We start from the raw sequence: 16,096 nt of genomic DNA on the forward strand, positions 1-16,096 counted from the left end.
ACCGTCACGCCTGTCACTGGCACGCGGGTCCCCGTCACGCCGAGGTGGATGACGGGGGAAGCACCTGGGCGCCCGCCACCGGCCCCTGCGCACGCCGGACCGCCCGGGCGACACCCATGCCGGCGAGGCTCGCCGCGAGCGACACGCTGGCGGCGGCGTCCCGTGAGAGGAAGGCACAGGTCGGCCCGGAGCCACTCACGATCGCGCCGATCGCCCCGAGCTCGAGGCCGCTCTCCAGGACCCGCCGCAGTGAGGGACGCAGCCGCAGCGCAGCCGGCTGCAGGTCGTTGACGAGCGCGGCGCCGAGCTCCTCGGGAGAACCGCTGCGCAGGGCGCTGAGCACCGCGTCGGCGGGGGTCGGGCCGGTCTGCAACCGGCCCTCGGCCAGCCGGTCGAACTCGGCGTAGACAGCGGGGGTGGACAGCCCGCCGTCGGCGAGGGCGAACACCCAGTGGTACTCGCCACGCCCGAGGACGTCGGTCAGCTGCTCGCCGCGGCCGGTGCCGAGCGCGGTCCCGCCGGCGAGCGGGAACGGGACGTCGCTGCCCAGCCGGGAGGCCAGCTCCACCAGGGTCGCGCGGTCCAGGCCGGCTCCCCACAGGGCGTCGAAGGCGACCAGGGCCGCGGCCGCGTCCGCGCTGCCGCCGGCCATGCCGGCCGCCACGGGGATGCCCTTCGACAGGGTCAGATGGGCCGCTTCCCCGTGGATGCCGGCCGCCTCGGCGACGAGGTACGCGGCGCGGACGGCCAGGTTGTCCCGGCCGGTGGGCACCACCGAGATCGACGACTCGGCTGGCGTGTCGCCGCCCGTCGGCGTGTCGTCGCCGTCGGCGCCCGCCGGGCTCGACGGCCGGGCGCCCTCGCCCGCGACACCGACCGTGACGATGATCGGGTCCTCGTCGGTGAAGACGGGGCCGGAGCCGTCCGGGCCGGCCAGCGTCTCCGGCGGGATCGACGTCGCGGTGATCTCGTCGTAGAGAGAGACGGCCTGCAGGACCGTCGTTACTTCGTGGTAGCCGTCGGCGCGCAGTGGGCCCACTCCGAGGTGCAGGTTGACCTTGGCGGGAGCGCGAACGGTGACGGTGGGTTGGGCGTGACCGGGTTCGGCGGTGCGTCGACCCGGATTCGATCGAGGCAGCGGACGCTCCTTGGCTCAGGCGTCGCTCGCGGCGAGCGCGCTCGGCGTGGCCGGTGGTGGTCACCAGGGCTTGCGCTCAACCTATCGGTCGCGGCGTCCGATCGGCTCCGTGTGCCGGGCGGACGTATTAGTCCGGTCCGGGCGGGTACCCGTGTGGTGCACAGCTCGCGGGACATGGCAGGCCATGGCCGGTGATCGCAGACCACGACGGGTGTGCGCCCGATGGTCCGGCCCGATGGTCCGGCCTGATGTCCGGCGAGGTGCGGTCGGCCCGGGTGTTCCGGTCGGCCGGACGCGAGGAACCGTGACGCGGGAGGGGCAGCGATGACGACCAGCACTCGGACCGAGGCCACAGCCGACTCGGCCCAGGACCAAGCGGCGGCGCGTGGGGGACCCGGGCAGACCTGGTCGGGGTATTCCGGGCAGTCGGCGTCCCAGGGGGCCCCGGCTGGCAGCGGGGACCGCTACGAAGGCCGCGGTAACGGCACCTCCGAGCGCTCGGGAGCGATGGCCAAGCGCACGTCCACCGAACTGGTGACGCCCCATGGCCGGACGTCGATCTCGGACTCGGTCGTACGCAAGATCGCCGGGGTGGCCACCCGCGAGGTCTCGGGGGTGCACGACCTCGGAACCGGCGGAACCCGTGCGATGGGCACGTTCAAATCCCGGCTGCCGGGCACCACTCCCAGCGTGTCGCAGGGGGTCGCGGTCGAGGTCGGTGAACGGCAGGCGGCCGTCGACCTCGATGTGGTCTGCGAGTACGGGGTCTCGATCGTCGATCTCTCCCAGGCCGTCCGGCGCAACGTCGTCGACTCGATCGAGCAGATGACCGGCCTGGAGGTCACCGAAGTCAACATCGCGGTCGATGACATCTATATCGGCGATGAGGAGCCGGAACAGGGCCCCCGAGTGCAGTGAGCACCGACATCACCACCACCGGCGCCATCAACACCACCGGAGCGGCCGCGGGCGCGCGGCCCCGGTCCACCACGGGTGCGGGTCGCGGATGGAGGACCGACCCGCGCGCGATCGAGCGACAGGTGCGGGCGTGTCCGGACGTGATCCGGCTGGCCGGTCGCCCGGCCGAGGCGGTGCGGGTTCTACCGGACGCAGTCGTCGTCGCGGTGGTCTGCCGCTACGGCCCCACCATGACCGAACTGGCGAACCAGGTCCGGTCGGCGGTTCTCATCGCGACTCCGGAGACCCGGCGGGTGGACGTGGTGATCGCCGATCTCGACGTTGACCTGCCGGGGTGGCCGTCCCCGACCTGCGGCGCTCGCCACCACACGGCGCCGACAACTGTCACTAATAGGGATGAAAGCTGCGGGGAGCCGGCGCGCTCGGCGTCCGCAGGTCGAGGATCGCAGCCTTCGGTTCAGAGGCCCGCGGGTCGGAGAGTTGAGGGTTTCAGCCATGCCGGCTCGGGCAGCTGACCGCCGCGGGCTTGGGGAGTCCGCCCATGGGGCCACGCACGCCGGCCGCGCTGGCCGCGCTGGCCGTGCCGGCTGGAACCCGTCCCGCCCCGTGGTGGCCGAAGCGGCGGCGGAGCGGGCGCGGCTGCAGGCCGCCCGGCGGCGCTTCGTTCTCGCGAACCACCCGGACCGCGGCGGTGACCCGGTGGCGTTCGCCGAAGGGCTGCGTGCGTTCGACGACGCTCGGCCGTCGCAGACCCTCACCTTCTACCGGCGCCACGGCGTGCTCCGGCGCATCCTCGCGGCGCTCGCCCGTGTGCTGGTGCGGACGGGTGGCCGCTCGTGAACTGGAAGGTCCCGGGTAACCGGGTGAGACTAGGTACTGACCCAGCGTGCCGAGTCCGGCACTCGGTGCGCCGTGAGCCACTCGTTGAACCGTGAGTCCTTGAGTCGTGCCGGGTCCGGCGGTCGAGTCGATGACGTCGATGAGGCCGGTGAGGGCCGATGAGGTCTATGGGAGGTGCCTGGATGCGATCGGGTGCGCTCGGGCTTGTCGCCGGGCTTGTCGCTGGTATCGCGCTGGCGTTCGGGGGCTTCGGTGAGTTCCTCATCGTTCTGCTCTTCGGTGCGATCGGCCTGTTCGTCGGGAAGATCATTGATGGTGACATCGATCTGAGTCGCCTTGAGTGGGTCCGCGCCCGGTCGGGCTCGGAACGCTCGGCCCGTTCGCCACGCGACGGGTTCGTCCGCGGCGAGCGCCGTCGGGGGCGGACATGAACATCAGGACCCCGGCCGGGGCCCGCCCGGGCTCGGTGCGGGTGGCGGAACGGGTGGTGGCGAAGATCGCCGCGATCGCCGCGGCCGAGGTCGAGGACGTCGCGGCCCCGCCGCCCCGACTGGGGAGGCGGGGCCGTCTCAGGCGCTGGCCCGAGACGTCGGTGAAGGTCGTCAACGGAGCGGTCCGGGTGTCGCTGACCTTGTCGATCGTGTACCCGGCGCCGGTCGCGGCGACGGCCGAGGCGGTCCGCAACCGGGTGCGTGAGCGGGTCGCCGCACTGGCTGGTCTCACCGTCGCGCAGATCGACATCGAGGTGCCGATGCTGTGCGGGCCGGCCGGCGCCGGGGTGCGGGCGCACTGAGGTCCTCCGCCCGCCCGCGGTGGCGACGTGTCGGGACGGCTACCGCCGGGCAGATCGAAGTGAGCTGGTCGTTCGCTCGGACCTCCGTTTCGTGATCGCGGAGTCGGCGTCGCGGGGGAGGCCCAACAGCTGGACGGGGATCTTAGCGGCTGAGGGAGGCGCCATGCGGCCCGGTAACCGTGTTCTTGCCGCGCTCGTCGCGGCGCTGCTCGCGGCCGCCGGTGTGATCGCGGTCGTGGAGATCGTCGCCGCGTCCGGCGGGCGCGGGCCGGTGATCGTCGACTGGCCGGCCTGGTCGGCCCACCTCACTGCCTGGGCGTGGTCGTCCGGCGCGGCCCGTTTCTGGGGCGTGCTGCTCGCGCTCGTCGGCCTCGGCCTGCTCCTGCGCGGCTCCCGGGCTGGCGGGAGGCCCCGGTTCCAGGCCCGTCCGACCACCTCCGGTGCTTCCGGCGTGTCGTCGTCCGGCGTGTCGTCGTCCCGCGTGTCCTCCTCCGGGGTGTCCGTGTCCGGAGCGTCCGCGTCCGGTAGGGCGGCGGAGGTGGCCGTGTACGTGCCCCGCAGCGCCCTCGCCCGAGCACTTCGCGCCACGGCGTTGGCGACCGACGGGATCACGTCCGTGTCGGTGCGGGTAAGGCGTCGCCGCGCGGTGGTCCGTCCACGGCTGCGCGGGCGGACGTCTGTCGGCGCGGTGACGGAGGTCCGGGCACGGCTCGCGCGCACGATCGAGTCCTTCGAGCTGCAACGTCCGCCGCGGCTCGTGGTGGAGCCGGTTGTCGGCGGGCGGCCGCGACGACTTCGGCGGGGCCACCGGGGGATCCTGCCCGACGGTGCCGCGGGGGCCCCGACCGGCTGGGGGACGTCCGCGGCCAGGCGCCGGGTCGCCGGCGGCGCCCATGCACGGGACGCCCATGCACGGGACGCCCATGCGCAGGACGCCCACGTGGCGGGCGGCGGTGCCGCAGGTGGCGGTGCCGCGGATGGTGCGGCCGCCGCACAGGACGCCCTGGGAGCGCGGGAGCGACAGCGGTGAGGCCCGCCGGTGGGCGTGGAGCTGGCGCTGGTGGCGGCGGAGGCGCTGGGCGCCACGCAGGCCCCGCCGGGCCGCGGCGACGCCGGTACCTGCCGGCGGTGGAGCGCTGGAACCGTGTCCTGCTGGGGCTGCTCGGCCTGCTTCTGCTCGGTGCCGGTGTGGTCGTCCTCCTGGCCGGTTTCGGTGTGTTCGGCACGGCCTTCGCCGACCAGGCCGTGCTCGGCCCCGAGACCAGCTCCTTCGCGGCCCGGTATGGCTGGTTCTGGCCGGCGGTGGGCACGGCGGCCGGCCTTCTCGCACTGGGCGCGCTCGGCTGGCTGTTCGCTCAGCTCAGTACCGGCCGGCCGCGTGGACTCCAGATCACCGACGACGCGGTCGGTGGTGTCCATGTGGGCAGCGCCGCGCTCACCGACGCCGTCGCGGACGACCTGCTGTGCAACCCGGTTGTGCGAGCTGTCCGGGTGGATCTTCGGGGGCGTCCGCGACGGCCGGTGCTGCGGATGGCCGTCGAGGTGGAGGCCGGCGCGGACGCCCGGGCGGTGCGTTCCGACGTCGAGGGCCGCGTCCTGCCGCGCGCACAGCGCGCGCTGGGGCGTCCGGACCTGGCGGCCGAGGTCGAGCTCGGGGTGTACGCTGCACCGCCGGCCCGGGTGCTCTGATGCCTGCTTCCCGGGCGGGTCGGTCACACTGCGGCGGGTCGGTCACACTGTCCGTCGGGTGAACCGTCCAATAGGTGAGACTGTCCTGGGCGACACGACACCCGTCAGGAGTTGACGGCAGTGCGTCCGGTACTGTTGAGAACCGCGTCCTTCGCGGTCTCGCCGTCCGGCACCGATCCATCACTGTGCGAGCTGGCGCTGTGTGAAGAGCACAGTGTGAGCTGGCACTGTGCGGGATTGTCCCGGCGGCGCCGAGTTATCAGTTGTTGAAAGGATGAGCGCCCCCATGTCCGAGGTCCGCATCGCCGCGGAGCCGCGCACCGAGTTCGGGAAGGGCGGGGCTCGTCGCACCCGCCGGGCCGGCAAGGTCCCGGCTGTTCTCTACGGTCACGGCCAGCCGCCGCGCCACATCGCGCTGCCCGCCCACGATCTGCTGCACGCGTTCAAGACCGACGCCGGTACCAACGTCCTGCTGACGCTGGAGCTCTCGGGTGGCACCGAGCTCGCCCTCCCCAAGGAGGTGCAGCGCCACCCGATCCGCGGCAGCTACGAGCACGTCGATCTCGTCCTGGTGAACCGCGGTGAGCGGGTCACGGTCGAGGTCGCCCTCATCCTCATCGGTGACGCCCACCCCGACACCCTGGTCGACCAGCAGGTCACCGCGCTCGCCGTCAAGGCGGACGCGACCTCGCTGCCCAGCACCATCGAGGTCGACATCACCGGTCTCGAGCCGGGGCACGGCATCGCCGCCTCCCAGCTCGAGCTGCCGCGCGGCGTCGAGCTGGAAGCCGATGCCGAACTGGTCATCGTGCAGGGGCTGGCCAAGAAGACGGCGGCCCAGGTCGAGGCCGACCTCGGTGAGACCACCGAGGGCGCCGAGGGCGCCGCGACCGCCGAAGCCGCCGCGTCGGCCTGAACCTGAGCCGTTCGGCGAGCCACGTGGACGTTTCCGCCGACGACGGGCCCTGGCTCGTCGTCGGCCTCGGCAATCCTGGCCCCGCTTATGCCGGGAACCGGCACAACGTCGGTTTCATGGTGGTGGACCTGCTGGCCGAGCGCACCGGCGCTCGGCTGCGGTCCCACCGCTCCCGGGCCGATGTGGACCAGGTGCGCCTCGCCGGCCGTCCGGCGGTGCTCGCCAGGCCCCGGACGTTCATGAACGTCTCGGGGCCTCCGGCGGCTGCCCTGCGGGCCTTCTACAAGGTGGACGTCGCGCACGTGATCGTCGTGCACGACGAGCTGGACATCCCGTTCGGCGCCATCCGGCTCAAGCGCGGAGGCGGGGACAACGGCCACAACGGTCTCCGGTCGATCACCTCGTCGCTGGGCTCGCGTGACTATCTCCGGGTGCGGGTCGGCATCGGCCGCCCGCCTGGCCGGATGGACCCGGCGGACTTCGTGCTTCGTGACTTCAGCACGGTCGAGCGCAAGGAACTTCCGCTGCTCGTCGACAGCGCGGCGGATGCGGTCGAGTCACTGCTCCAGGAGGAGCTCTCCGCGGTCCAGAACCGTTTCCACGCCGGCTGACCGGCACGGCGCAGGCAGGGCGAATGCGCCGTGCGCCAACCATGTTCGCCCGCTGGGCATCCGGGTAAGTTGGCGGGGTGCTGAGTGACCAGAGCCCTCGATGCTCGCACTGACGCCCGGGCGCCCGCTCTCGGGCGACTCCTACACCGTCGTCGCGCTCGGCGCGCACGCCGATGACGTGGAGATCGGCGCCGGTGGCACAATCGCCCAGATGATCGCCTCCCGCCCGGGGACCATGGTCCACTGGGTGGTCTTCTCCGGCGGTGGCGAGCGGGGCTCCGAGGCCGAGGCCAGTGCCCGTGAGCTGCTCGGCTCGTCGCTGGGCTCGCTGCACCTGCACGAGGTCAGGGACGGGTTCCTGCCCCGCGAGTGGAGCGGGGTGAAGGAGATGCTGCTCCAGATCGCCCGCCAGATCACGCCGGACATCGTTTTCGCGCCCTCACTGAGCGATGCCCATCAGGACCATCGCATGCTGGCCGAACTGGCCTGGCAGGCTTTCCGGGGCGCGCTGATCCTCGGCTACGAAATCCCGAAGTGGGAGGGCGACCGGGGCACGCCCAGTCTCTACGTGCCGGTGTCCGAGTCGGTGGTCGCAGCCAAGGTCGAGCACCTGCAGCGGCATTTCCGCAGCCAGCATGACCGGGTCTGGTTCGACGAGGAGACCTTTCGCGCCACCATGCGGCTGCGGGGCGTGGAGTGCGGCAGCCGCTACGCCGAGGCCTTCGACGCGCGCAAGCTGACGCTCCTGTGGTGATCGCCGGCGGCTGGCCACACGGCAATCACGAAGAGTGATCCTTTTTCGTCGTCGACTCCGGCCTGTGCCTACGGCGCTCGACAAACGTGAGATGGAAAAGGCACATTGGAGGATTTTGGCGTTCCAACAACCAAAATCCTCCAGTCTTGCCAGGCGGCAGCGGCAGCCCGAAGCCTCGGCTCGAAGATCTGAGGATCTGCGTCACCCCCGTGACCAGAATCGTCAGATCTCGCCTGTCAGCAACGGCCGCGACGGCAGCCCGGAGCTCGGGATCCGCTGGGGCTATCGGGGTGTCGCGGCCGGCTGGCCCGGCGCCGCGGCTGTCGCCGCGTGATGCTGATCGGCCAGCATGCTCCGGAGGCGGCCGATGAGCGTCGCATGATCAAGCTCTCGCAGGACGAAGTCGCGGCCCGCGGTGCCGACCTCGGCGGCCAGCCACGGGTTCTCCAGCAGGCCGCAGACCGCGTCGGCGAACGCGGCCGGATCGTCCGCGACGAGCAGATGCTCACCCGCGCGCCAGCCGAGGCCACGACTGCCCGTCGGCGTGCTCACCACCGGTGTGCCGACCGACATCGCCTCGATCGCCTTGATGTTGACACCGGACCCGGACTGCATCGGGTTCACCGACACCGTGGCGCCGGCGACGTAGCCGAGGACACTCGGCACGTCGGTGTGCAGCTCGACACCGTCGAAACCGCCGAGCCACTGCGCCAGCCCATCCTCGGGGCGCCGCCCGACGACCTGCAGGATCGCCTCGGGGTGGCGCTGGCGGATCGTCGGCCAGCAGCCCCCGAGGAACCATCGCAGCGCCTCGATGTTCGTGGGCGTGTCCAGCGAGCCGACGAACACCGCGGTGGTCCCCGCCCGCTCGATGCCCGCGAGCCCGCCCGCCGCCCGCACACCGGCGACCGTGCTGGCCGGCAGGAAGGGTGGCAGATGGTAGGTCGGGACGCTCGCCCGCGGCCGGCGCCATTCGTGGTCCTCGACCGAGATGTCGGCGATGGCGTTGATGAGCGGTGAGTGGTGCATCTCCTGCTCGGCCAGCCGGAGGCGGTGGTACTCCAGCTCGTAGGCGACCGCGCGGGGCCCGCTGGAGCTCCGGGCGAGGACGTGGAAGAACTCCGAGTCGATGTTGTGCGCGCGCACCAGGTGCGGAAGACGCCAGATGCGTGCGATCTCCTCGCCCAGATGCGACGTCCGGCAGCTGTAGCTGATGACGAAGTCCGCTCGGGGCGGCGTCTGCTGCAGGGCCTTGCGCAGCGGCCCGACGGGGCGCGACGCGTGGATGAAGGGCCGCGGGGACAGGTGCGCGAGGGGACTGTCGTCCCGGGGAAGCCGGATGACGGCCGCGCCGGGAACGGCCTCCTCATAGGCGGCGATGTCGAGGTCGGTACGGGACGGCACCAGGACCTGCATCCGGATGCCGGCCGCCGAGGCCGCGGTGAGGAAGCTGAATGTCTCCACACGCCCACCGGCATCCGCGGGCAGGAAGGGCTCCTCGACCACGACGATCCAGCGTTCGGAGTCGCTCATCCCAGCAACTGTAGCCCGTTGGTCCCGCGATGCCGCCGACCGGTCCACGAACGACGGCCGGGGCGTCGCCGCCCGCGCCCGCGCCGCTGTGGGACCGGCCCGTGCGGGGCCGGCTGGTGGCACCGGCTGGTGGGACCGGCTGGTGGGACCGGCTGGCACTCTGGTACCACCGGACTGCGGCCGGATTGGCAGATGCCCGCGCGCAAAGGCCCGCGCGACAGGGCCCGCGGGACAAGTCCCGTGCGACCCGCGGCGGAATGCGGCGGGGGAACACGGCTGTTTCGGCTTCATTGCGAGCGCAATAAACACGGACCGGCCGCGAGGTGACACGCCCGTCTGTCGGCGCGAACCAGATCACGGATCAGACCACGGCGAAGCCGATCCGTTGATCGGCCGGTGATCACGACTCGACGGGCGTCGCCGATCTGACGGGAACGATGCCCGGGGGCCTCTCTGCGGACGCGCAAGGCCACCGCTACGGTAATGCCATGACAGGAGCTCGTGCGTTCGGTAAGGGCGTCGCGATCGCGGCACTCGGTGCGACCGCCGTGTACGGTCACGTTCTGTATCCCGCCTATATCGGGTACCGGAGTCGTGGGCTCACACCGTCACAGCCGGAGGACCCAGAGGTCTGGCCGGGGCTGAGCGTGGTGGTCTCCGCCTACCGTGAGGCCGCCGTCATCGGCACGAAGCTCGACGAGCTGACCGGTACGGACTACCCCGGGCAGATGGAGATCGTGGTCGTCGCGGACGACGCGGAGACGGCCGCGGCCGCCCGCCGGCCCGGCGTCCGCGTCCTCTCCTCCGGGGAGCGGCTGGGCAAGGCCCGCGCGGTCAACCGCGGGGTCGCGGCGGCGAGCCATGACGTGGTTGTGCTCACCGATGCCAACGCGGTGCTGGCGCCGCACGCGCTGCGCGCCGCGGCCCGCCACTTCACCGATGAGACCGTCGGTGCGGTGGCCGGTGAGAAACAGGTCGACGACCCGGCGGGTGCCCAGGGCTTCTACTGGAAGTTCGAGTCCTGGCTCAAGCAGTGCGAGTCGGCGACGGGTGCCACCATCGGCGTGGTCGGCGAGATGCTCGCTTTCCGGCGTAAGGCGTTCCGCCCGTTGCCGGGCGACACCGCGGTCGATGATGCCTGGCTCGCGTTGGACATTCTCGAAAGTGGTCTGCGGGTGGTCTACGAGCCCGAGGCGTATTCGATAGAGACGTCCGCGCCGGACTATGACGCCGAATGGGAACGTCGTACCCGAATCGTCGCCGGGAACCTGGACATGCTCTGGCGGCGCCGTGAGGCGCTCGTCCCCGGCGCGCTGCCCGTGACCGCCCAGCTCTGGGGGCACCGGCTCGTCCGATCCTCGTTCGGGCCGATGGCACATGTGGCGTTGGTGGCGCTGGCTGTGCCGGCGGCGCGGCACAGCTGGGGGGCCCGGCTCTTCCTGGTCGGCAACGCGGCCGGTGCGGCCAGCGCGGGCGTGCTGATGAAGGGCGGCACACCGCCCGGCCCGAGCCGGCTGGTGGCCCAGGTTTTCTTCCTGCAGGCCGTGGCACTCGGTGGGGTACGCCGCTTCCTCGCCCACGACCGTCCCGCGGTCTGGCCGAAGCCGGAACGGCAGGCCCCGGCCGCCGCGCAGTCCCCGACCCAGCTTCCGTCCGCTCCCGAGGCCGCCTCCGGCCCCGCGGGCACGCCGGCCTCCAGGGCGAGCTGAGAGGAGTTCACGTGTCGGACAACGATGCCGTCCAGGCTGCCGGAACCGAGCCCGTGGAGCCGACAGCTCCCAGCACGTCCGCGGCCGCGGCGGACACGGCGGACCCGGCGGCGGACGCAGCCACATCCGCGGCCGCGCCGAGCACCCGGCCCGTCGCGCCCGGCTGGTCGTTCGAGCTGTCCCTGGTGAGCTTCCACAGCCGTGGTCAGCTTGAGCAGATGTTCGAGACGCTGCCGCCCGACCTGCCGGTGGTGGTCACCGACAACGCCAAGGGCGTGGACAAGGTCGACGAGCTCGTCGCGCGCCGGCCGAACGGCCGGTACATCGACTCGGGTGGCGGCAAGGGCTTCGCGAAGGCCTCGAACATGGGCATGCGCTCGTCCGTCTACGAGTACGTGGTGCTGGGCAACCCCGACAGCCGACCGACCGTCGAGGTCATGCAGGCGCTCGTGGACGACCTTGAGCGTGACCCCGAGCTGGTCGTCAGCGCGGCCACGATGCAGGGCACCGACGGCCGGCCCGAGCTCGGGAACGGCGGCTGGGAGCCGACTCCGCGCCGGGTCCTCATGCATGTGCTCGGCGCGCACAAGATCGCGCCGTCGTCGGCGCTGTTCGCCCGCCCGAAGCCCAACCGCCCGATGAGCCCCGAGTGGCTGACGGGGGCCTGCATGGCCGTGCGCCGCAAGGCCTTCCTGGAGCTGGGCGGCTTCGACGAGACGTTCTACGTCTACAACGAGGACATGGCGCTCGGCCGGGCGATTCGGGAGGCGGGCCTGCGCCAGCAGCTGCGCACCGACCTGTTCGTTCCGCACGGCGCGGGTGGCTCCGGTGCCGGCAAGACCTGGATGCTCCAGATGCGCGGCGCCTCGATGGTCCGCTATCTGCGCAAGCACAACGCGCCGGCACGGGTGAACGTCATGCGCTCCATGCTCGTCGCGGGTTATGCCGGGCGTACCGCGCTTTCCCGGGCCCGCGGCCACAAGGCCACGGCCGACGAGCACGCGGCGTACATCAAGGGTCTGCTGGTCGGCCCGCCGCCGCGCTGACAGCCGACCGCTGACGGCCGCCGCCTGGTAGCCACCAGCGGCGCGGAGCCACTTGACATCCGCAAGAGTTGAGGATTCTGGCCGCCAGAACGACCACGATCCTTAACTCTTGCCCGGAAGCAGCCCCAGTCCCAGCCATGGGCCGCGCTGGGTGACGGACGGGTGGAGGTCCCCCGGGAACGCCTCGGCTGGTCAGCGGGGGGTCCTCCAGGCCCGGGTGTCGACCGGTCGGCCGGTCGACGTCGACGGTGGTGGTGGCGCGGTGGCCCGAGGTCGGCTGGCCGGCGGGTACTGGTGCACGGGACGTACCGGCATCGTGGGCCGTCCCGGCGGTGTCTGCGGCCGGACGACGTGCGCCGCGGGCTCGGGCCGGGTTGTTGCCGGTGCCGGTCGAGCCGCTGCCGATGCCGGCTGGGCCGCTGTCGGTGCCGGCCGGGCTGTTGCCGGTGCCCGGCTGGCTGCTGTCGGCGTGGGCCAGGCCGGTGTCGCCACGGGCCAGGCCGGCGCTGGCGCGGGTGCGTGCCCTGGCGGCGGCCAGCTCGGATCCACCGGCGTGGCCCTTCGCTGCCGGCGGCGTTCGCGCATCGCCGCGTACCGGGTGCCGAACAGAAGGTGCGCGAGTGCTCCGAGCAGCGCACCCTCGACCGTGGCCAGGGCCAGCATGAGAATCCACAGTGCCGTGGAGGGCCCGGCCGAGCGCTTCGGGGGGGCGAGGCCGACGGAGTCGTCCGGGGCCGCCGTGAGGCTGCCAGTCGCCGCGCTGCCGCCCGCTGAACTGTCCGCCGTCGCATCGCCCGCCGGGGCGGCACCGGGGCTGCGCGCGGCGAGCAACGGATTCGTGGCGACGAGTGGGATCTCGGTCGTCAGCGCCGCGACCGGGTCCACGAGCCCGAAGCCGTACTGGTCGTCACGTCCCAGCGGGCCCATGTCGGTTGCGGTGCGAATCAGCCGGTTGACGACGTTGGCCGCGTCGAGGGTGGGCAGCTCGGCCCGGACGAGCGCCGCGACACCCGCGACGATCGCGGCGGAGTTGCTGGTGCCGCCGCCGGTGTCGAGCCCGTCCTCGGAGACCCGCGTCGGCACCGGAACCCGGATGGCCGGCCCTGGCGCGGCCAGGACGGACTGTGGCCCCTGCACCGAGCCACCCCAGAAGCGCCCGCGGTAGTCCGTGCCGGTGACGGCGATGACCCCCGGGATGTTCGCCGGCGAGTTCACGGCGGTGTCGCCGGGCTCGGTGTTGCCGGCCGAGGCCACCACGACCACGTCGTGCTCCAGCGCGTACCGGACGGCACGCTCCTCGGCGTCGGTGGCATGCCCCACGGAGCCCAGCGACATGCTGATCACGTCGGCGCCGCGGTCCACGGCGATCCGGATCCCGCGGGCGACCTCGTCGGAGTCCGCCCGCACGCCCGTGGAGATCGGCAGGACCTTCGCCGCCGGTGCCACCCCCCAGACGGCCGGATCCCCGACGTCGGCACGGCCGGCGATGATCCCGGCCATCGCGGTGCCGTGGCCGTCGGGGTCGTCGTCCCGCAGCCCGTCGGCCGCGGCGTCCGTACCGATGCCGGCGCCGGGCAGCAGCTGGCCGCGCAGCTTGGGATGGGTGGCGTCCGCGCCGCCATCGATGACGGCCACGACGACTCCGGCGCCGAGGCTCACCTGGTGCGCGTCAGCCAGCCGCAGACTCTTCTGGTACCACTGCTCGTCCCGGGCGGAGAAGAGGCCGGGGGTGGAGGTGGGCCCGGCCGCCGCGGGCCCGGCTGCGGTGGCCGCCGTTGCGGGCACCGCGAATGACAAGGTGAGGACCACGGCCGACAACGCCGTGCGACTTCCGCGTCGGCCACCCATCACCAACCGACCTGCCTTCGGACGTTCCGCCAACGCGGGACCAGGGGTGGCGCATCACGCCTTCACATGGGACATGAGCTTTTCCGCCGCCGACGTGGACCCACGACATCCCTGACCGCGGGCCGTGAGACGGAAAAGGGCTCACTTGATGTCCGTCGCCGAGCCTGACACATCCTGGGCGTTGTGTGAGCGTTTGTCTTTGAGTCGACAGACCCCACGTCTGGGCCCGACGCATGTCGGGGACTCTGGGTGGCGGGAATCACATTTTTGTGCGGGTATCCCGGCCCTGCGGGGTATGCGCAGAGTGGTCGTCGCCAGACGGACAGGAATCTGGCGGGGCGTCGACAACGACCCGTCCGACCACCTCGGTACCTTCTGGGGTCGGAACGTTGGGTCGCGTGTGGATCTGGCGTGCCGTTGTCGAGATCGGGAGGACTCGCGGATGAAGGTGCTCGTCACCGGCACGGAAGGCTACCTGGGGTGCCTGCTGGCCCCGGAGCTGCTGCGCGATGGTCACGACGTGGTCGGTGTCGACACCGGCTACTACAAGTTCGGCTGGCTCTACCGCGGCATGGATCGCGTTCCGTACACGATCGACAAGGACCTCCGGAACCTCACCGTCGAGGACTTCGAAGGCGTCGACGCGGTCGTGCACATGGCCGAGCTGTCCAACGACCCCCTCGGCGCGCTCGCGCCGGACGTCACCTACAAGGTGAACCACCAGGGGTCGGTGCAGCTGGCGAAGCTCGCCAAGCAGGCGGGCGTCGAGCGCTTCGTCTACATGTCGTCCTGCAGCGTCTACGGGGTCGCGACCGGCTCGGACGTCACGGAGACGTCCCCGGTCAACCCGCAGACCCCGTACGCGGAGTGCAAGGTGCTCGTCGAGCGGGACGTCGCGCCGCTGGCCGACGACACCTTCTCGCCGACCTTCATGCGCAACGCGACGGCGTACGGCGCCTCGCCGCGGATGCGTTTCGACATCGTGCTGAACAACCTGGCCGGGGTCGCCTGGACCACCGGTGAGATCGCGATGACCTCGGACGGAACGCCGTGGCGTCCGCTGGTGCACGGCCTGGACATCGCCAAGGCGATCCGCTGCGTGCTGGCCGCACCGCGGGACGCCGTCCACAACCAGATCTTCAACGTGGGTGACAGCGCGCAGAACTACCAGGTGAAGGAGATCGCGGACGCGGTCGCCACCGTCTTCACCGGCTGCCGGCTGAGCTTCGGCGACAACGGCGGGGACAACCGCAGCTACCGGGTCTCCTTCGAGAAGATCGCCACCCAGCTGCCCGGCTTCGCCTGCGACTGGGACGCCCACAGCGGCGCCAAGCAGCTGCACGAGGTCTTCAGCCGCATCCAGCTCGACGCCGAGACGTTCACCGGCCGCGGGCACACACGGCTCAAGCAGCTCCAGTACCTGATCGGCACGGGGCAGGTCGACGCCGAGCTGTTCTGGACCGCCTGATGATCCTCACGCCCACCGCCGTCGACGGCGTGACGATCGTCGACGTCGAGGCCTTCACCGATGCCCGCGGCCTGTTCGCGCGCACCTTCTGCGCCGACGAGTTCGCCGCCGCCGGGCTGGAGGTCTCCGTCGCCCAGTGCAGCGTGGCCTACAACCGGCTCGCCGGGACGGTCCGCGGCATGCACTGGGCCGGTGAGCCGGTGCGTGAGACCAAGCTGGTCCGGTGCACCCGCGGGGCACTGCTGGACGTCGTCGTCGACACCAGGCCCGGTTCACCGACCTACCTGGAGCACGTGGCGGTGGAGCTGACCGCGGACAACCACCGGGCCCTGTTCATCTCGGCCGGCCTGGCACACGGCTACCAGACCCTGGTGGACGACACAGAGGCCACCTACCAGATGAACGTGCCGTTCACCCCAGGGCACGATCGCGGGCTCCGTTTCGACGACCCACGCCTCGGCATCGCCTGGCCGCTGCCCGTCTCCGTGATCTCGGACAAGGACCGCGCCTGGCCGTTGCTGCCCGCCGCCGTACCGAGCGGGGCCGCCACCCGATAGACCGCCGTGCCCGTGCCCGTGCTGCTTCTGTGGCGCTCGTCGAGATGCCCGGCGTGCTTGCGTCAGGTCAACTCCGTACGTGTGTGACACTCACGTCACGGGATGGACGGCCTGCCGTGGGCCGATCCCGGGCAGGAGGTTGGACGAAGCGGGCGAAGCCGGCGGCGGGCCTGCCGCACGGGGCACTTCAGTAGCGTGGAAGTGCCCGGTGGCGGCTCGGACCGGGAACGCGGGAGGACCAGGTTGTTTGCATGCCTGTCATGGTGATCTGGTCGG

At 71.9% G+C, this 16,096-nt stretch carries 17 protein-coding genes; 14 read left to right on the top strand and 3 right to left on the bottom strand.

Annotated elements, in window-relative coordinates; translation table 11 throughout:
- Positions 1-34: 34 nt before the first annotated feature.
- Complete coding sequence (locus FREUN1FDRAFT_RS25605) at positions 35-1,138, bottom strand: 4-(cytidine 5'-diphospho)-2-C-methyl-D-erythritol kinase (protein ID WP_083828814.1); 1,104 nt, start codon at positions 1,136-1,138, stop codon at positions 35-37.
- Positions 1,139-1,462: 324 nt separating this feature from the next.
- Between FREUN1FDRAFT_RS25605 and FREUN1FDRAFT_RS25610 the strand changes: the two genes are divergently transcribed.
- The 10 genes from FREUN1FDRAFT_RS25610 (at position 1,463) to FREUN1FDRAFT_RS25655 (ending at position 7,659) form a co-directional block, all read left to right on the top strand.
- Entirely contained in the window at positions 1,463-2,056 is a 594-nt protein-coding gene (locus FREUN1FDRAFT_RS25610; RefSeq protein ID WP_006543158.1) for an Asp23/Gls24 family envelope stress response protein, read from the top strand.
- Complete coding sequence (locus FREUN1FDRAFT_RS25615) at positions 2,053-2,571, top strand: hypothetical protein (RefSeq protein WP_006543159.1); 519 nt, start codon at positions 2,053-2,055, stop codon at positions 2,569-2,571. The genes FREUN1FDRAFT_RS25610 and FREUN1FDRAFT_RS25615 overlap by 4 nt, the downstream gene beginning before the upstream one ends.
- A 91-nt stretch (positions 2,572-2,662) precedes the next feature.
- Entirely contained in the window at positions 2,663-2,896 is a 234-nt protein-coding gene (locus FREUN1FDRAFT_RS45300; protein WP_035953450.1) for a hypothetical protein, read from the top strand.
- Positions 2,897-3,078: 182 nt separating this feature from the next.
- Positions 3,079-3,327, top strand: a complete 249-nt coding sequence (locus tag FREUN1FDRAFT_RS40130) for a DUF2273 domain-containing protein (RefSeq protein ID WP_006543161.1) — start codon at positions 3,079-3,081, stop codon at positions 3,325-3,327.
- Positions 3,324-3,689, top strand: coding sequence for an Asp23/Gls24 family envelope stress response protein (locus tag FREUN1FDRAFT_RS25630; RefSeq protein ID WP_006543162.1), 366 nt, complete (start codon positions 3,324-3,326; stop codon positions 3,687-3,689). The genes FREUN1FDRAFT_RS40130 and FREUN1FDRAFT_RS25630 overlap by 4 nt, the downstream gene beginning before the upstream one ends.
- A 163-nt stretch (positions 3,690-3,852) precedes the next feature.
- Entirely contained in the window at positions 3,853-4,719 is an 867-nt protein-coding gene (locus tag FREUN1FDRAFT_RS25635) for a DUF6286 domain-containing protein (RefSeq protein WP_006543163.1), read from the top strand.
- Between the two features lie 98 nt (positions 4,720-4,817).
- On the top strand, positions 4,818-5,378 hold the full coding sequence (locus FREUN1FDRAFT_RS25640) for an alkaline shock response membrane anchor protein AmaP (protein WP_006543164.1): 561 nt from the start codon (positions 4,818-4,820) through the stop codon (positions 5,376-5,378).
- Positions 5,379-5,664: 286 nt separating this feature from the next.
- Positions 5,665-6,294 (top strand): 50S ribosomal protein L25/general stress protein Ctc, encoded by a 630-nt coding sequence (locus FREUN1FDRAFT_RS25645; RefSeq protein ID WP_006543165.1) that lies wholly within the window; start codon positions 5,665-5,667, stop codon positions 6,292-6,294.
- Between the two features lie 23 nt (positions 6,295-6,317).
- The gene (gene pth / locus FREUN1FDRAFT_RS25650; protein WP_006543166.1) at positions 6,318-6,905 is read left to right on the top strand and encodes an aminoacyl-tRNA hydrolase; all 588 of its coding nucleotides are present in this window, start codon (positions 6,318-6,320) and stop codon (positions 6,903-6,905) included.
- Between the two features lie 100 nt (positions 6,906-7,005).
- The gene (locus FREUN1FDRAFT_RS25655; protein ID WP_006543167.1) at positions 7,006-7,659 is read left to right on the top strand and encodes a PIG-L deacetylase family protein; all 654 of its coding nucleotides are present in this window, start codon (positions 7,006-7,008) and stop codon (positions 7,657-7,659) included.
- Between the two features lie 282 nt (positions 7,660-7,941).
- Here FREUN1FDRAFT_RS25655 and FREUN1FDRAFT_RS25660 read toward each other — a convergent pair whose 3' ends face one another.
- Positions 7,942-9,192, bottom strand: coding sequence for a glycosyltransferase (locus FREUN1FDRAFT_RS25660; protein WP_006543168.1), 1,251 nt, complete (start codon positions 9,190-9,192; stop codon positions 7,942-7,944).
- A 488-nt stretch (positions 9,193-9,680) separates the two neighbouring features.
- Here FREUN1FDRAFT_RS25660 and FREUN1FDRAFT_RS25665 point away from each other — a divergent pair, with 488 nt between their 5' ends.
- Positions 9,681-10,901: a glycosyltransferase family 2 protein gene (locus tag FREUN1FDRAFT_RS25665; protein WP_035953452.1), complete on the top strand. Its 1,221-nt coding sequence runs from the start codon at positions 9,681-9,683 to the stop codon at positions 10,899-10,901.
- Between the two features lie 11 nt (positions 10,902-10,912).
- The gene (locus tag FREUN1FDRAFT_RS25670) at positions 10,913-11,947 is read left to right on the top strand and encodes a glycosyltransferase (protein WP_006543170.1); all 1,035 of its coding nucleotides are present in this window, start codon (positions 10,913-10,915) and stop codon (positions 11,945-11,947) included.
- A gap of 192 nt (positions 11,948-12,139) precedes the next feature.
- Here the strand turns inward: FREUN1FDRAFT_RS25670 and FREUN1FDRAFT_RS25675 are convergent, their stop codons facing one another.
- Positions 12,140-13,744: a S8 family serine peptidase gene (locus tag FREUN1FDRAFT_RS25675; protein ID WP_232295401.1), complete on the bottom strand. Its 1,605-nt coding sequence runs from the start codon at positions 13,742-13,744 to the stop codon at positions 12,140-12,142.
- A 493-nt stretch (positions 13,745-14,237) separates the two neighbouring features.
- On the opposite strand from FREUN1FDRAFT_RS25675, the gene FREUN1FDRAFT_RS25680 reads away from it, so the two are divergent.
- The gene (locus tag FREUN1FDRAFT_RS25680; RefSeq protein ID WP_006543172.1) at positions 14,238-15,263 is read left to right on the top strand and encodes an NAD(P)-dependent oxidoreductase; all 1,026 of its coding nucleotides are present in this window, start codon (positions 14,238-14,240) and stop codon (positions 15,261-15,263) included.
- Positions 15,263-15,820 carry a dTDP-4-dehydrorhamnose 3,5-epimerase family protein gene (locus FREUN1FDRAFT_RS25685; protein WP_006543173.1) on the top strand — a complete coding sequence of 186 codons (558 nt, stop codon included), beginning with the start codon at positions 15,263-15,265 and terminating at the stop codon, positions 15,818-15,820. Before FREUN1FDRAFT_RS25680 ends, FREUN1FDRAFT_RS25685 begins: the two co-directional genes overlap by 1 nt.
- Positions 15,821-16,096: the final 276 nt, after the last annotated feature.

Origin of the sequence: Parafrankia sp. EUN1f (assembly GCF_000177675.1) — a bacterium.
Lineage (GTDB): Bacteria > Actinomycetota > Actinomycetes > Frankiales > Frankiaceae > Parafrankia.

Bases quoted from the DNA above. Each gene is read 5' to 3' on its own strand.
- FREUN1FDRAFT_RS25635 (WP_006543163.1), top strand. From the start codon at position 3,853: ATGCGGCCCGGTAACCGTGTTCTTGCCGCGCTCGTCGCGGCGCTGCTC.
- FREUN1FDRAFT_RS25680 (WP_006543172.1), top strand. From the start codon at position 14,238: ATGAAGGTGCTCGTCACCGGCACGGAAGGCTACCTGGGGTGCCTGCTG.
- FREUN1FDRAFT_RS25665 (WP_035953452.1), top strand. From the start codon at position 9,681: ATGACAGGAGCTCGTGCGTTCGGTAAGGGCGTCGCGATCGCGGCACTC.
- FREUN1FDRAFT_RS25610 (WP_006543158.1), top strand. From the start codon at position 1,463: ATGACGACCAGCACTCGGACCGAGGCCACAGCCGACTCGGCCCAGGAC.
- FREUN1FDRAFT_RS25660 (WP_006543168.1), bottom strand. From the start codon at position 9,192: ATGAGCGACTCCGAACGCTGGATCGTCGTGGTCGAGGAGCCCTTCCTG.
- FREUN1FDRAFT_RS25630 (WP_006543162.1), top strand. From the start codon at position 3,324: ATGAACATCAGGACCCCGGCCGGGGCCCGCCCGGGCTCGGTGCGGGTG.
- FREUN1FDRAFT_RS25685 (WP_006543173.1), top strand. From the start codon at position 15,263: ATGATCCTCACGCCCACCGCCGTCGACGGCGTGACGATCGTCGACGTC.
- FREUN1FDRAFT_RS40130 (WP_006543161.1), top strand. From the start codon at position 3,079: ATGCGATCGGGTGCGCTCGGGCTTGTCGCCGGGCTTGTCGCTGGTATC.
- FREUN1FDRAFT_RS25655 (WP_006543167.1), top strand. From the start codon at position 7,006: ATGCTCGCACTGACGCCCGGGCGCCCGCTCTCGGGCGACTCCTACACC.
- FREUN1FDRAFT_RS25645 (WP_006543165.1), top strand. From the start codon at position 5,665: ATGTCCGAGGTCCGCATCGCCGCGGAGCCGCGCACCGAGTTCGGGAAG.